The organism is Streptomyces sp. NBC_00659 (assembly GCF_036226925.1).
Taxonomy (GTDB): Bacteria; Actinomycetota; Actinomycetes; order Streptomycetales; family Streptomycetaceae; genus Streptomyces.
Window position 1 is genome coordinate 5,616,066 of sequence record NZ_CP109031.1, and the last position, 13,629, is coordinate 5,629,694.

General features: G+C 71.6%; 11 protein-coding genes. 3 read left to right on the forward strand and 8 right to left on the reverse strand.

Annotated elements, in window-relative coordinates; translation table 11 throughout:
- The first annotated feature begins 7 nt into the window (after window positions 1–7).
- Together OG410_RS24520 and OG410_RS24525 are read left to right on the forward strand one after the other, a co-directional pair.
- The gene (locus tag OG410_RS24520) at window positions 8–763 is read left to right on the forward strand and encodes a hypothetical protein (RefSeq protein ID WP_329301168.1); all 756 of its coding nucleotides are present in this window, start codon (window positions 8–10) and stop codon (window positions 761–763) included.
- Between the two features lie 8 nt (window positions 764–771).
- Entirely contained in the window at window positions 772–2,817 is a 2,046-nt protein-coding gene (locus OG410_RS24525) for a hypothetical protein (protein ID WP_329301169.1), read from the forward strand.
- Window positions 2,818–2,851: 34 nt separating this feature from the next.
- Here OG410_RS24525 and OG410_RS24530 read toward each other — a convergent pair whose 3' ends face one another.
- The 3 genes from OG410_RS24530 to OG410_RS24540 form a co-directional block, all read right to left on the reverse strand.
- Window positions 2,852–3,328, reverse strand: coding sequence for a VOC family protein (locus tag OG410_RS24530; protein ID WP_329301170.1), 477 nt, complete (start codon window positions 3,326–3,328; stop codon window positions 2,852–2,854).
- A gap of 136 nt (window positions 3,329–3,464) precedes the next feature.
- Window positions 3,465–4,577 carry an EamA family transporter RarD gene (rarD, locus tag OG410_RS24535; protein WP_329301171.1) on the reverse strand — a complete coding sequence of 371 codons (1,113 nt, stop codon included), beginning with the start codon at window positions 4,575–4,577 and terminating at the stop codon, window positions 3,465–3,467.
- A 238-nt stretch (window positions 4,578–4,815) separates the two neighbouring features.
- Complete coding sequence (locus tag OG410_RS24540; protein WP_329301172.1) at window positions 4,816–5,670, reverse strand: SDR family oxidoreductase; 855 nt, start codon at window positions 5,668–5,670, stop codon at window positions 4,816–4,818.
- Between the two features lie 129 nt (window positions 5,671–5,799).
- Here OG410_RS24540 and OG410_RS24545 point away from each other — a divergent pair, with 129 nt between their 5' ends.
- Entirely contained in the window at window positions 5,800–6,216 is a 417-nt protein-coding gene (locus OG410_RS24545; protein WP_329301173.1) for a winged helix-turn-helix transcriptional regulator, read from the forward strand.
- A 19-nt stretch (window positions 6,217–6,235) separates the two neighbouring features.
- Here OG410_RS24545 and OG410_RS24550 read toward each other — a convergent pair whose 3' ends face one another.
- The 5 genes from OG410_RS24550 to OG410_RS24570 all read right to left on the reverse strand — a co-directional run bounded on the left by OG410_RS24550 (window position 6,236) and on the right by OG410_RS24570 (window position 13,313).
- Window positions 6,236–7,315: a 2-oxoacid:ferredoxin oxidoreductase subunit beta gene (locus tag OG410_RS24550; protein ID WP_329301174.1), complete on the reverse strand. Its 1,080-nt coding sequence runs from the start codon at window positions 7,313–7,315 to the stop codon at window positions 6,236–6,238.
- Window positions 7,308–9,251, reverse strand: coding sequence for a 2-oxoacid:acceptor oxidoreductase subunit alpha (locus OG410_RS24555; protein WP_329301175.1), 1,944 nt, complete (start codon window positions 9,249–9,251; stop codon window positions 7,308–7,310). The genes OG410_RS24550 and OG410_RS24555 overlap by 8 nt, the downstream gene beginning before the upstream one ends.
- A 236-nt stretch (window positions 9,252–9,487) precedes the next feature.
- Window positions 9,488–10,147, reverse strand: a complete 660-nt coding sequence (locus OG410_RS24560) for a response regulator transcription factor (protein ID WP_329301176.1) — start codon at window positions 10,145–10,147, stop codon at window positions 9,488–9,490.
- Window positions 10,148–10,587: 440 nt separating this feature from the next.
- Window positions 10,588–11,943, reverse strand: a complete 1,356-nt coding sequence (locus tag OG410_RS24565; RefSeq protein WP_329301177.1) for a sensor histidine kinase — start codon at window positions 11,941–11,943, stop codon at window positions 10,588–10,590.
- A 173-nt stretch (window positions 11,944–12,116) separates the two neighbouring features.
- The gene (locus OG410_RS24570; RefSeq protein WP_329301178.1) at window positions 12,117–13,313 is read right to left on the reverse strand and encodes a sensor histidine kinase; all 1,197 of its coding nucleotides are present in this window, start codon (window positions 13,311–13,313) and stop codon (window positions 12,117–12,119) included.
- Window positions 13,314–13,629 lie beyond the last annotated feature (316 nt).

Consider the following 13,629-nt stretch of genomic DNA (forward strand, 5'->3'; position numbering starts at 1 on the left):
GGCGAGTATGAGGACGACACGGACGGGTACAGCGGTCCGTACGGGGGCACGCGGGACGTTCGCCGCGCTGGCGGTCGTGTCCGTGGCCGGGGTCCTGGCGTTGACGGGCTGTGGCCTGCGGGACCATCGTGATGACGTGGGCGTGCCCGGTTCGTCGCCCTCCGTGGTGCCGTCCGTGGCACCGAAGGCGTCCCTCCCGCAGGGCAGGCCGCTGGGCACGGACGCACACGTGCCGAGCCCGTCGGGTGTCGACGGGACGGACGCGACGGCAGTATCGGAGGCGTGGGCGGAGGTGGCGTACGGCTATGACACGAAGTACGACTACGGTCCCCACGACGCCGTGCTGCGTTCCGCGCGCTGGTTCACCGCGTCCAAGGCCGCGGCCGAGCGGTCGTACCACCCCGCGAGCGGGGCGGGCGCCGAGTGGAACACCTGGGCCGGCCACCGGGCCTGGATCACGGTGGACGTGACCGCGGACGACGACGCCGACGGTCCCGCCGACACGTCCGTCCTGGCCTACCGCGCTCTCTTCGTGGAGGGCACGGCCCACGGCCGCGACGGCTGGACGAGCACGGGGCCGCGCGCGAACGTCTACCTCAAGCTCACCCGGGCGGGTGGCGGCCGTCCGTGGCACGTCGCCGAGGTGACGACCGTGGAAGCGGCGGAGCCGCCTCCCTCGCCGTCAGCCTCCCCGTCCTCGACGCCGGCCTCGCCCTCGGCCTCGATGATGTCCTCGAACCCGTCCTCGACCACCCCTTCGTGAGGGAACCGATGTCTCGACTCAGCCGCGAACAGAAGCGGGAACTCAAGCGGCAGCGCTCGACGGCCGGTGCCGGGGGGCAGCCGACCGCCGGGATGACGCCGATCGAGGTGCACGTACCGGCGTCCGCGGACGCCGCGGTGGTCCCTGGGTCCGCCGGGGTACGGGGCTGCGCCACGGTCGGCGGGATGCCGGTCGTGGCCGCGCCCGGCGAGACGGTCCAGGGCGCGATCCTGAACTACCTGCACCGCCTCGCCCTCGCCACCGGCCACCCGGTGCTGGCCAGCATCCACGACGAACGCATCGGCTTCGTCGTACCGCTCCAGGTGCACGTCGACGGTTCCAGCCGCTACACGGCGGAGCCGGTACGGGTGGCACCTCCCGCGCCGCCCGCGCAGCAGCGCGAGCCTCGGCCCGAGGGGCGCCCGCACCTTCCGTCCCAGGAACACCGCCGCACCCCACCCGAGGACCACCCGCACCCCCCGACCCGCGCCTTCACCGAGCCCCCGCCCCCTGAGCGGCGCCCGCAGCCGCCGGTTCGGGACCAGCGCTCGGAGCCACCGGCTCAGCGACGTCCGGAGGTGCCGGCTCCGCCGCTTCCGCCCGTCCCGGTGTCCGCCGAGACGGTGTCCGCCGAGCCACCCGTACACGCTCCGGAGACTCCGGACGCACCGGCCGTTCCACGTCGGGACAAGGCGACGTTCCTGCTGCGCGCGGTGCCGGAACCACCTGCGCGTCCGCTCCCGGGACCGGAGACCGGGACACCGTCTGCCCCGGCCACGACGCCCGAGGCGGTGCCCGCACCCGCACCCGCACCCGAGTACCCGCCCATGGCACCGCCCGCGCCCGAGCCGTCGGTGCGCCCGGAGTCCGTCGCGGAGCCGCGGCCCGCGCCGGTGCGCAGGCCGGAGCCGGCGGTGACCGCCGAGTTCGTGCTGCAGCCGCAGCCGCAGCCGCAGGCGCCGTCCGTGCAGCCGGTATCCCCGGCATCCCCGGAATCCGTGCCCGCCACTGCGCCCGCGCCGATGCCCGCGCCCGCCTCCGCGGCGACGGCCGAGCCGGTCGTCACCGTGGATCCCGCCAGGGGTGCCGCTGCCGGTGCGGGGGCCGGTCCGGCGAACGGTGGTGCCGTCGTTCCTGCCCCGGGCCCCGACCAGGTGCCCGCGGCCGACCCCGCCGTGCCCGGTACTCCCACGCCGTCCACCTTCGTCCTGCGGGCGGTACCGGAACCGAAGCCGCTGCCCGGGGCCGCGTCGACGCGTGTCCTGCGGGCGGTGCCGGAGTCGGCGGCCGCCGCGGTGCCCGCTCCGACGGGGGAGTTCGGCCCGGCCCCGGTGACCGGCCCGGACCCGGAGGCCCCGGCCCCGGAGCCGGTGCGCGCCCCCGAGCCGAAGGCGGCCGCTCCGGAGCGGAAGGCCGCTTCCGCGATGGAGGCACTGTCGCTGCTCGGCCCGGAGCCGGAACCGGACCCGAAGCCGACCCCCGCCCGAGGCTTCGACGCCGTGGCGGAGGCGGTGCTCGCGCCGAGTCCGCAGGAGCCGGCCGCGGAACGGGACGCCGCGTCGGCGTTCCTCGCCGCGCCCGTCGCCCGGATCAACGAGGCCGTGAAGATGGGCCGTATCGAGGCCGCCGCGGGTATGGCGGAGCGCGCCGTCGCGGAGGCGGCGCAGTCGCTGGGCCAGGAGCACCCCGAGGTGCTGAAGCTGCGCGAACTGACCGCGTACATCGCCTACTTGGCCGGTGACGCGCTCAGGTCGTTCCATCTGTCGCTGGATCTCGCGAGGGTTCGCCGACGGCACCGGGACTCCGGGGCCGCCTACGGCAACGTCCAGAGCGCGGCCGCCGCGTGGCGCGCCGTCCGCGATCCCCTCCAGGGCCTGCACCTCGGGCGGGACCTGATCGGACTGTGGACCGAGCTCGCGGCCGACGACGGCCCCGCCGCCGACGACCTCGAACAGCTCGAATCGGCCCGCACCCGCATGATCCGCCTCGCGGAACGAGCCCGTCTCGCCGTGGACAACCCGTACGCCAGGGCGCCCCGCGCCCACGGTCAGTGAGGAGCTGAGCGGCCGGGGCGGAGCCGCCCCGGCCTCAGTGGACGCAGAACTCGTTGCCCTCGGGGTCCGTCATCACGACCCACTCGCCCGCGGGTTCCTTCACCTCTCGCAGGACGCCGGCGCCCAGCGACGTCAGACGCTCGACCTCGGCGGCGCGGCGCCCGTCGCCGGGATGCAGGTCGAGGTGGAGCCGGTTCTTCTGCGTCTTGGGTTCGGGGACCCGCTGGAACAGCAGGCGCCGCCCGAGGCCGGTACCGCGTTCCTCGTCGTACGGGTCATCGGGATGCCGTACGGCGATCAGGTCCCGGAAGGCCGGGCGGCCGTGGAAGTCGACGGTCGCCTCGGCCGGCAGGGCGCCGAGGCTCAGCAGTCGCTCGATGAAGGCGCTGTTGTCCTCGACCGTGTACCCGAGCGCGGCGGACCAGAAGTCGGCCTGCGCGTGTGGATCCGCGGAGTCGATGACGAGTTTCCAGTGGACGGGTGCGGGTGCGGGCACGGGGGTCGGCGTCATGGAGCCACTCATAGTGGGTGTCCGGCGGGCGGGCAAGGTCACGCGCCGGGCCCGCCCTCATGTCGTACGGGGGCAGGCCCCGCCGGTTCGCCCCCGGGCGCGGCCGTGACTGCCAGCGGCCACGGCCGCCGGTTCGTCACGAGGTGCCGCGTGTACCGGCCTGACCGGCGGATCCGACGATGTCGGCGGCGATTCCCGCAGCCTCGGGCGCCGTACCCGCGGCGACAGCGGCGACCTCCGCGATCTCGGCGGTGGTACCCACGGCAACCGCCCCGGTGCCGGCGGCGGTACCCGCAGCGGTACCCGCGGCGGCCGTCGCCGCCGAGTCCGCGCGGGCCGCTTCCCGCAGGGCACGCGCACCCCGCCGCGCGGCGCGCAGCGCGTCGAACGTCAGGAGCGACAGCGCGAGCCACACCAGCGCGAACCCGGCCCACCGCTCGGCCGGCATGGCCTCGTGGAAGTAGAAGATGCCGAGGAGGAACTGGAACACGGGCGCCATGTACTGGAGCAGGCCCAGGGTGGACAGCGGCACGCGGATCGCGGCGGCACCGAAGCAGATCAGGGGGATCGCGGTGACCACGCCGGTCGCCGCGAGCAGCGCGGCGTGCCCCGGCCCCTGCGCGGTGAACGTCGCGTCGCCGCGCGAGCCCACCCACAGCAGATACGCCAGCGCGGGCAGGAACTGGATCGTGCTCTCGGCGGCGAGCGATTCGAGGCCGCCGAGGTTGACCTTCTTCTTCGCCAGGCCGTACGTGGCGAAGGAGAAGGCGAGACAGAGGGAGATCCACGGCGGGCGGCCGTAGCCGATCGTCAGGACGAGGACGGCCGCGGCGCCGACGCCCACGGCGGCCCATTGCACCGGCCGCAGCCGCTCCTTGAGAAGCAGCACACCCATCGCGATGGTGACCAGGGGGTTGATGAAGTAGCCCAGCGAGGCCTCGACCACGTGCCCGGAGTTGACCGCCCAGATGTAGACGCCCCAGTTGACGGTGATGACCGCCGCCGCGACCGTGATCAGCGCCAGCTTGCGCGGCTGCCGCAGCAGTTCGCCCGCCCAGGCCCAGCGCCGTGTCACCAGCAGTAGGACCCCGACCACCGCCAGCGACCACACCATCCGGTGGGCGAGGATCTCGATCGCTCCGGCGGGCTTCAGCAGCGGCCAGAAGAGGGGGACGAGCCCCCACATCCCGTACGCCGCGAAGCCGTTCAGCAGACCTATGCGCTGCTCGCCCCTCGACATCCCGGCCACCGGCGTCTCCTTCTCCCACGGTCTCGGACGCCTGTGGCGTCCCGCGCTCCGGAGCTCCCGTGCGGTCGGGGAACTTCCGTGCAGCATGAAAGAAGGTAGCGTCGCACGCCCCGCCTGTCATGCCCGTATCGCCATACGGTCATGACAGGCGAGGTGCGCGGGACGGGCGCCCGGCGCGCGCCGGGAGGTCGGCCCTTCGGTGCCACCGCGACGTCAGTCCTTCGGCGCCGCCGGGACGTCAGCCCTTCAGCGCCGCCGCGACGGACTCGCTGATCGGCGTGGTCGGGCGGCCCGTGAGCCGGGACAGGTCGCCGGTGGTGGCGGCCAGCTCGCCCTTCTCGATGGAGACGTCGACACCCGCGAGGATCCCGGCGAGGACCTCGGGCAGCCCGGCGCCGGTCAGGATGGAGGCGAAGGTCTCGGGGGAGACCTGGTTGTAGGTGATCTCCTTGCCGGTCTGCCGGCTCAGCTCGGCGGCGTACTCGGCGAAGCCCCACGCCTCGTCGCCGCTCAGCTCGTACGTCTTGTTCTCGTGTCCCTCGCCGGTCAGCACCGCGACCGCGGCGGCCGCGTAGTCGGCGCGCGCGGCGGAGGCGATCCGGCCCTCGCCGGCGGCCTGGACGACGGCGTCGTGCGCGAGCACCGGGGCGAGGTTCTCGGTGTAGTTCTCGTGGTACCAGCCGTTGCGCAGCAGTGTGTAGGGCAGTCCGGAGGCGAGCAGGACGTCCTCGGTGGCGCGGTGGTCGTCGGCCAGCGCGGCCGTCAGGCTGCCGGGGGCGCTGGTGTAGGCGAGGAGGGAGACACCCGCCGCCTCGGCCGCGTCGATGACGACCTGATGCTGCCCGACGCGGCCCTTGTCGAACTCGTTGCCCGAGATCAGCAGCACCTTGTCGCCGCTCGCGAACAGGCCGTCGAAGGTCGTGGGCGTGTTGTAGTCGGCGACCGCGAGCCGTACGCCGCGGGCCGCGAGGTCGGCGGCCTTGGACTCGTCCCGCACGACGGCGGTGATCTCCTCGGCGGGGACCTTTTCCAGCAGCTGCTCGACCACGTGACGGCCGAGGTGTCCGGTGGCTCCGGTGACGACGATGCTCATGACGTACATCTCCTTGTGGGGTGCGGATGTCACTCACCCTAAGAGCTGCACTAACTGCTGGAAAGTACCCACCTTGAAGTAAGGTACATACTTCGACGTAATGTACCCACCTTGAAGTAAGGTTTTGGCATGGCCGTAAGCAGCGTCAAGGCAGCGGACGGGTACGACGCCGGCGAGGCGATGTGCCCCTACCGCCTGGTCCTGGAACACGTCACCAGCCGCTGGGGCGTCCTCGTCCTGATCGAGCTCCTGGAGCGTTCGTACCGCTTCAGCGAGCTGCGCCGGGCGATCGGCAGGGTCGGGAAAGGGGTCAGCGAGAAGATGCTCACCCAGACCCTGCAGACCCTGGAGCGCGACGGGCTCGTCCACCGCGACGCCAAGCCGGTCATTCCGCCGCGCGTCGACTACTCCCTGACCGACCTGGGCCGCGAGGCCGCCGAGCAGGTGCGGTCGCTGGCGCTGTGGACCAATGAGCGCATGGCCGACGTCGAGCGGGCCCGCAGCGCGTACGACGAGGCCCGGGGACTCGGGCCCCGGGCCTCCTGAGAACCGCCTGCGGACGGGTTCAGCCGACGACCGTCCAGGTGTCGCCGCCGGCGAGGAGCGCCGCGAGGTCGCCCTTGCCGTTCTGTTCGATGGCGGCGTCGAGCTGGTCGGACATCTGCGTGTCGTAGACCGGCCGGTCGACCGAGCGGAACACCCCGATGGGCGTGTGGTGCAGGGTGTCGGGGTCGGCGAGACGCGACAGCGCGAACGCGGTGGTCGGGGACGTGGTGTGCGCGTCGTGGACGAGGACCTGCGAGGCGTTGTCGGGGGTCACGGTGACGACCTGGAGGTCGCCGGTACGCGGGTCGCGGACCACACCGCGGGAGCCGTCGGCGCCGAAGCGGATGGGCTGTCCGTGCTCCAGGCGGATGACGGCTTCCTCGGCCTGCTGTCTGTCCTTGAGGACCTCGAACGCGCCGTCGTTGAAGATGTTGCAGTTCTGGTAGATCTCCACCAGGGCCGTGCCGGGGTGGGCAGCGGCCTGCCGCAGCACGTCGGTGAGGTGCTTGCGGTCCGAGTCCACGGTCCGGGCCACGAAGGACGCCTCCGCGCCGATCGCCAGGGACACCGGGTTGAAGGGGGCGTCCAGGGAACCCATCGGCGTCGACTTGGTGATCTTGCCGACCTCGGAGGTCGGGGAGTACTGGCCCTTGGTGAGACCGTAGATCCGGTTGTTGAAGAGCAGGATCTTCAGGTTCACATTGCGGCGCAGGGCGTGGATCAGGTGGTTGCCGCCGATGGACAGGGCGTCGCCGTCGCCGGTGACGACCCAGACGGACAGGTCGCGGCGGGAGGAGGCGAGCCCGGTCGCGATGGCCGGGGCGCGGCCGTGGATGGAGTGCATCCCGTAGGTGTTCATGTAGTACGGGAAGCGGGACGAGCAGCCGATGCCCGAGACGAAGACGATGTTCTCCTTCGCCAGGCCGAGTTCGGGCATGAAGCCCTGCACGGCGGCGAGGATCGCGTAGTCACCGCAGCCGGGGCACCAGCGCACTTCCTGATCGGACTTGAAGTCCTTCATGGACTGCCTGGCCTCGGCCTTGGGGACGAGAGAAAGCGCCTCGATCGTGCCCGGGCCTTCCGTTGACGTGTCAGCCATCGATGGCCTCCTTGAGAGCTGTGGCGAGCTGCTCAGCCTTGAAGGGCATGCCGTTGACCTGGTTGTACGAGTGCGCGTCCACCAGATACCTGGCCCGGACGAGGGTGGCGAGCTGACCGAGGTTCATCTCGGGGATCACCACCTTGTCGTAACGCTTCAGCACCGCGCCCAGATTCCGCGGGAAGGGGTTGAGGTGACGCAGATGGGCCTGCGCGATGTGCTCCCCGGCGGTGCGCAGCCGGCGGACCGCGGCGGTGATCGGCCCGTACGTCGAACCCCAGCCCAGGACAAGGGTGTTGGCCGCCTTGCCGGTGCCCGAGGCGGGGTCGTCGACCTCGAGGTCCGGAACGTCGATGCCGTCGATCTTGGCCTGCCGGGTGCGGACCATGAAGTCGTGGTTGGCGGGGTCGTACGAGATGTTGCCGCTGCCGTCCTGCTTCTCGATACCGCCGATGCGGTGCTCCAGGCCGGGTGTTCCGGGGACGGCCCAGGGGCGGGCGAGGGTCCCGGGGTCGCGCTTGTACGGCCAGAAGACCTCGGTGCCGTCGTCCAGCGTGTGATTGGGCCCCTGGGCGAACTGCACACGCAGATCGGGGAGTTCGTCGGTGTCCGGGACGCGCCACGGCTCGGAGCCGTTGGCCAGATAGCCGTCCGACAGCAGCAGGACGGGCGTCCGGTACGTCAGCGCGATCCGGGCCGCCTCCATCGCCGCGTCGAAGCAGTCGGCCGGGGTCCGCGGCGCGACGATCGGCACCGGGGCCTCGCCGTTGCGCCCGTACATGGCCTGGAGCAGGTCGGCCTGCTCGGTCTTGGTCGGCAGACCGGTCGAGGGCCCGCCGCGCTGGATGTCGATGACGAGCAGGGGCAGTTCGAGGGAGACGGCGAGCCCGATCGTCTCCGACTTCAGCGCCACACCGGGACCGGACGTCGTCGTCACCGCGAGCGAACCGCCGAACGCCGCGCCGAGCGCCGCGCCGATGCCCGCGATCTCGTCCTCGGCCTGGAAGGTGCGCACTCCGAAGTTCTTGTGCTTACTCAGCTCATGCAGGATGTCCGAGGCCGGGGTGATGGGGTAGGAGCCCAGGTAGAGCGGCAGATCGGCCTGCCGGGAGGCGGCGATCAGGCCGTACGACAGGGCGAGGTTCCCGGAGATGTTCCGGTAGGTGCCGGTCGGGAAGGTCTTCGACGCAGGCGCGACCTCGTAGGAGACGGCGAAGTCCTCGGTCGTCTCGCCGAAGTTCCAGCCGGCCCGGAACGCGGCGAGGTTGGCGGCCGCGATGGCGGGCTTCTTGGCGAACTTGGTCCGCAGGAACTTCTCGGTTCCTTCGGTGGGCCGGTGGTACATCCACGACAACAGGCCCAGCGCGAACATGTTCTTGGAGCGCTCGGCCTCCTTGCGGGTGAGCTCGAACTCCTTCAGCGCCTCGACGGTCATCGTCGTGAGCGGGACGGGATGGACGTTGTAGCCGTCCAGCGAGCCGTCCTCCAGCGGGCTGGCCGCGTAGCCGACCTTCTGCATCGCCCGTTTGGTGAACTCGTCCGTGTTGACGATGATCTCGGCGCCGCGCGGCACGTCGGCGATGTTCGCCTTCAGGGCGGCCGGGTTCATGGCCACGAGGACGTTGGGCGCGTCGCCCGGCGTGAGGATGTCGTGGTCGGCGAAATGCAGTTGGAAAGACGAAACGCCCGGCAGTGTGCCTGCGGGCGCGCGGATCTCGGCAGGGAAGTTCGGCAGGGTCGAGAGGTCGTTGCCGAAGGAGGCAGTCTCGGATGTGAAGCGGTCGCCGGTGAGCTGCATACCGTCACCGGAGTCCCCCGCGAACCGGATGATGACCCGGTCGAGCCGACGGACGTCCTTCGCCCCCGGCGGTTTGCGCTGTTCTCCTACGACGGCTTCGTCGGCCTGTTCCGTTGGGCTGCTGACCTTGCTCGTCACTGAACTGGACCTCCTTTGAGGCGGCTGTCCGGGAGTGGCCTTCCCGCAGACCCTTCCTTTTCCAACCCTACGTCGGTAAGGGTCGCCTTCCTTGGGCCATTCGCATGGTGGACGTTGCTTTGAGACGTCCTGACATCATGACGTGTCACGATTTTTCCCGCCCCCGGCCCCTTCCTCGTGCGACGTTCCCCGCTCATCCTTTGGTTCTGCTCGACAACTGACAGATTGTCAGTCCGTCACGAGTTCAGGTACGTGAGGACGGCCAGAACACGCCGATGATCCCCGTCACTTTGTGACAAGCCGAGTTTCTGGAAGATGTTGCTGACGTGCTTCTCGACGGCGCCGTCGCTGACCACGAGCTGACGGGCGACGGCGGAGTTCGTCCGGCCCTCGGCCATGAGTCCCAGAACCTCGCGCTCCCTCGGCGTCAGCCCGGCCAGCACGTCCTGCTTGCGGCTGCGGCCCAGTAGCTGCGCCACCACCTCCGGGTCGAGCGCGGTACCCCCCTGGGCCACCCGCACCACCGCGTCCACGAACTCGCGCACCTCGGCCACCCGGTCCTTGAGCAGGTAGCCCACGCCCCGGCTCGAACCGGCCAGCAGTTCGGTGGCGTACCGCTCCTCCACGTACTGTGACAGTACGAGCACACCGAGTCCCGGGTGTGCCTTGCGCAGCTGCACGGCCGCCCGCACGCCTTCGTCGGTGTGCGTCGGCGGCATCCGTACGTCCGCGACGACGACGTCCGGCAGCGCGTCCTGCTCCGCGAACTCGGTGATGGTCTTGATCAGCGCTTCGCCGTCCCCGACCCCTGCCACGACATCATGCCCACGGTCGGTCAGCAACCGGGTCAGGCCCTCCCTGAGCAGCACTGAATCCTCGGCGATGACGACTCGCACCCTGTCCTCCACGATCCCTCGGCCCCCCAGAGCCCGCACCCGGCCGCCCCCGGCTCCACCGGGTTCGTGCCCGCTCGTACGACAGACCCCAGCATTCCAGCATTCGGACCCGGATGCGCCCGGGCGACGTGAAGAGGGGGCCGGGGGCGGCGACGACGGCTACCCCGGTGGGGTATGCGGGCCCGGTCTCACGCCCCGCACCTCTGGTGGGGTACGCGGGCCCGGCGTTCACGGCCCTGCCCCCGGTGGGTACGCGGGCTCGGTGCTTCACGCCCCCTGCGCCGATGGGTACGCAGGCCCGGCGCTCACGGCCCTACCCCCGGTGGGTACGCGGGCCTGCTGCCCGGTGAGTACACCGGCCGCCCCCGGCTCCTGCCCCGACGCAGCCGGGGACCCCGGTGGTGTGCACCGGGGTCCCCGCGTGCGTGCGGCCGGGAGCCTCAGCCCCGCCAGGGCAGCTCCGCCGTGATCAGGGTGGGCCCGGCCGGGGGCGAGTCCACCACCAGGATCCCGTCCACCGCGTCGAGCCGTTCCGTGAGTCCGGCCAGGCCCGACCCCTCGGTGACGGCGGCCCCGCCGACCCCGTTGTCGCCGACCTGGATCATCAGCCGGTTCTCCACCCGCCACACGTCCACGGTCGCCCGCGTCGCACGGGAGTGCTTGCTGATGTTCTGGAGCAGTTCGGAGACGGTGAAGTAGGCGATCCCCTCGATCGCGGGCGCCGGCCGCGTCCCCAGATCCACTTCCACCCGCACCGGCACCGTGCATCGCGAGGCGACCGAGGACAGCGCGGCGTCGAGCCCGCGGTCGGTCAGCACCGCCGGATGGATACCGCGCGCGAGATCCCGCAGCTCCTGCAACGCCGTCTTGACCTCGCCGTGCGCCTCGTCCACCATCCGCGCCGCGGCCTCGGGGTCCTCGGCCAGCTTCTCCTTGGCGAGCCCCAGGTCCATCGCCAGGGCGACGAGCCGGGCCTGCGCCCCGTCGTGCAGATCGCGCTCGATGCGGCGCAGGTCGGCGGCGGCCGTGTCGACCACGACCCCGCGGTCGGACTCCAGCTCCACCACGCGCGTGGCCAGCCGCGAGGGGCCGAGCAGCCCGCGCACCATCAGCCCGTCCACGCTCGTCAGCGCCCGCACGATCCACGGGGTCGCCATCGTGAAGAGCAGTCCCACCAGGGCGGTCACCGCGATCTCGAACGGGTTGTCCAGATAGACCGAGTGCGTGTTGTCGCCGTACAGCTGGAGTCCGTCCTGGCCGCCGTACATCGGGAAGACCCAGAACCACAGCGGATACGTCAGCAGCGCCCACCCGTACACCCAGAAGTTCACCGCGACGACGAAGGAGAACACCGACCACGGGAACTGGACCACCGCGTACAGCAGGTGCCGCCACGACGTGCCGCTCTTGAGCACGGCGCCCATCCACGCCATCGCCCCCTGCTTCTTCGTCCTCAGCGGTTCGGGCTCGGCCACCTCGACACCGAGCAGCCCGCGCGCCCGCGCCCGCTCCAGCGAGCCGAGGCCGCGGCAGCCGGCCAGCGCGGCCGCGAGCACCGGAACGCCCAGGAAGGTGACCAGCAGGCCCGCGCCGAGCGAGACCATCGTGACGGCGAACGTGAACATGAGGATCCCGAGCGGCAGGCCCAGCAGCACGTAGCCGAACTCGCGCAGGCTGCGGGCCTCGAACGGCGCCCGCAGCGGGGCCGGGAGACGGTGCCGCCGCCCGGCGCCGCCCGTCTCGTCGAATCCGGACCCGCCGCGGTGCCCGTATCCGTGTCCGTACTCCGTGGCCATCGGTCCGTCCGTTCTCTCGTGTCGTCCTGTGCCTCGTCGCGTTCCGCGCGCCTCGGTCCGCGCGTCGGCTGCTCCCTCTCCTTCAAGCGTGCCGCCTGGCGGGTCCGCGGGACATGCGGCGGATCGGCGTCTTGAACGGGGGGTTTTCCCTACCTCGGCGGACCGGCCGTGGGCTACGCGGGCTCGCTCTGGCGGTTCCGCCACGGCAGCTCGGCCGTGATGACCGTCGGGCCGCCCACCGGTGAGTCGACGATGAACAGTCCGTCCACCGCGCCGAGCCGGTCCGCGAGCCCCGCCATGCCCGTACCGCCGTCGACGCCGGCCCCGCCGCGGCCGTCGTCCCGGACCTGGATGAGCAGACGGTCGTCCGACCGCCAGAGGTCGACCGACGCGGACCTCGCCCCGCTGTGCTTGCTGACGTTCTGGAGCAGTTCCGAGACGGTGAAGTACGCGATGCCCTCGATGGCGGCGGCCGGACGCGTCTCCAGCTCGGTGCTCACCTTCACGGGCACGGTGCACCGCGAGGCGATCGAGGACAGGGCGGCGTCCAGACCCCGGTCGGTCAGAACCGCCGGGTGGATGCCACGGGCCAGATCACGCAGTTCCTGAAGGGCGAGCTTCACCTCGCCGTGCGCCTCGTCCACCATCGACGCCGCCGCGTCGGGGTCCTCCAGGAGCTTCTCCTTCGCCAGGCCGAGCCCCATCGCGAGGTTGACGAGCCGGGCCTGCGCCCCGTCGTGCAGATCGCGCTCGATACGGCGCAGGTCGGCGGCGGCCGTGTCGACCACCACCCCGCGGTCCGACTCCAGTTCGGCGATACGCCGCTCCAACTCGTCGGAGGGCGACAGCAGTCCGCGCACCATCGCCCGGTCGGCGTTCGTCAGCCCGCGCGCGATGAACGGCAGCACCGGCCACAGCACGAACAGCGACACGAGCGTCACCGTGAAGGTGACGATGCCCCAGGGCAGCCGTATGAGGCCGTACAGCACCGCCCGCCAGCCCACCGGGTCCTTCAGGCTCGACCACAGCCAGCCGAAGAAGCCGGTCCGGCGCACCGGCAACGGGCTCGGTTCGTCGATCCGCAGCCCCAGCAGCCCCCGCGCCCGCGCCCGCTCCAGCTTGCCCAGCTGCCGCGAACCGCGCAGCCCGGCCGCGAGCAGGGGCAGTCCGACGACGGTCACGGCGAGCCCCGCACCCGTGGCGATCATCGTCACCACGTACACGAACCCGATGATCGAGGCCGGCAGATTCGCCAGAAGGTGGGAGATCTCCTTCCAGGTCCGCGGGTCGAGGGCGATACGTACGGCGGGCGGCCTGTCACCGTCGGACGGGGCGTCCGACGGATCGGCGGGCGAGATGCGTTCGGTCATATCCGCTAGCCTGCCCGGCGGCGCGCCGCCGCGCCATGAGGTGGGCCGCCGCGATGCACTGGGGATAACCCCACCCCCGGGGTGATGGCGATGACCCCACCCCCGGAGGGTGATGGCCGGACGTGACGCCGAGGTGCTCCCGGGACACGTTCACACCGTGAGACGTGAACGCGTCCCCGGTGGTCGAGGGATGGTCGAGGTGTGACGGGCTGCTTACGCTTTCTTTAGCAGGCCCTAGACTCCCGTCCGTACAGATCGTCGAACATGGCGCATCACAGAGTGCGCGACGGTGCACGACGGGGCGCAACGAGGTCAG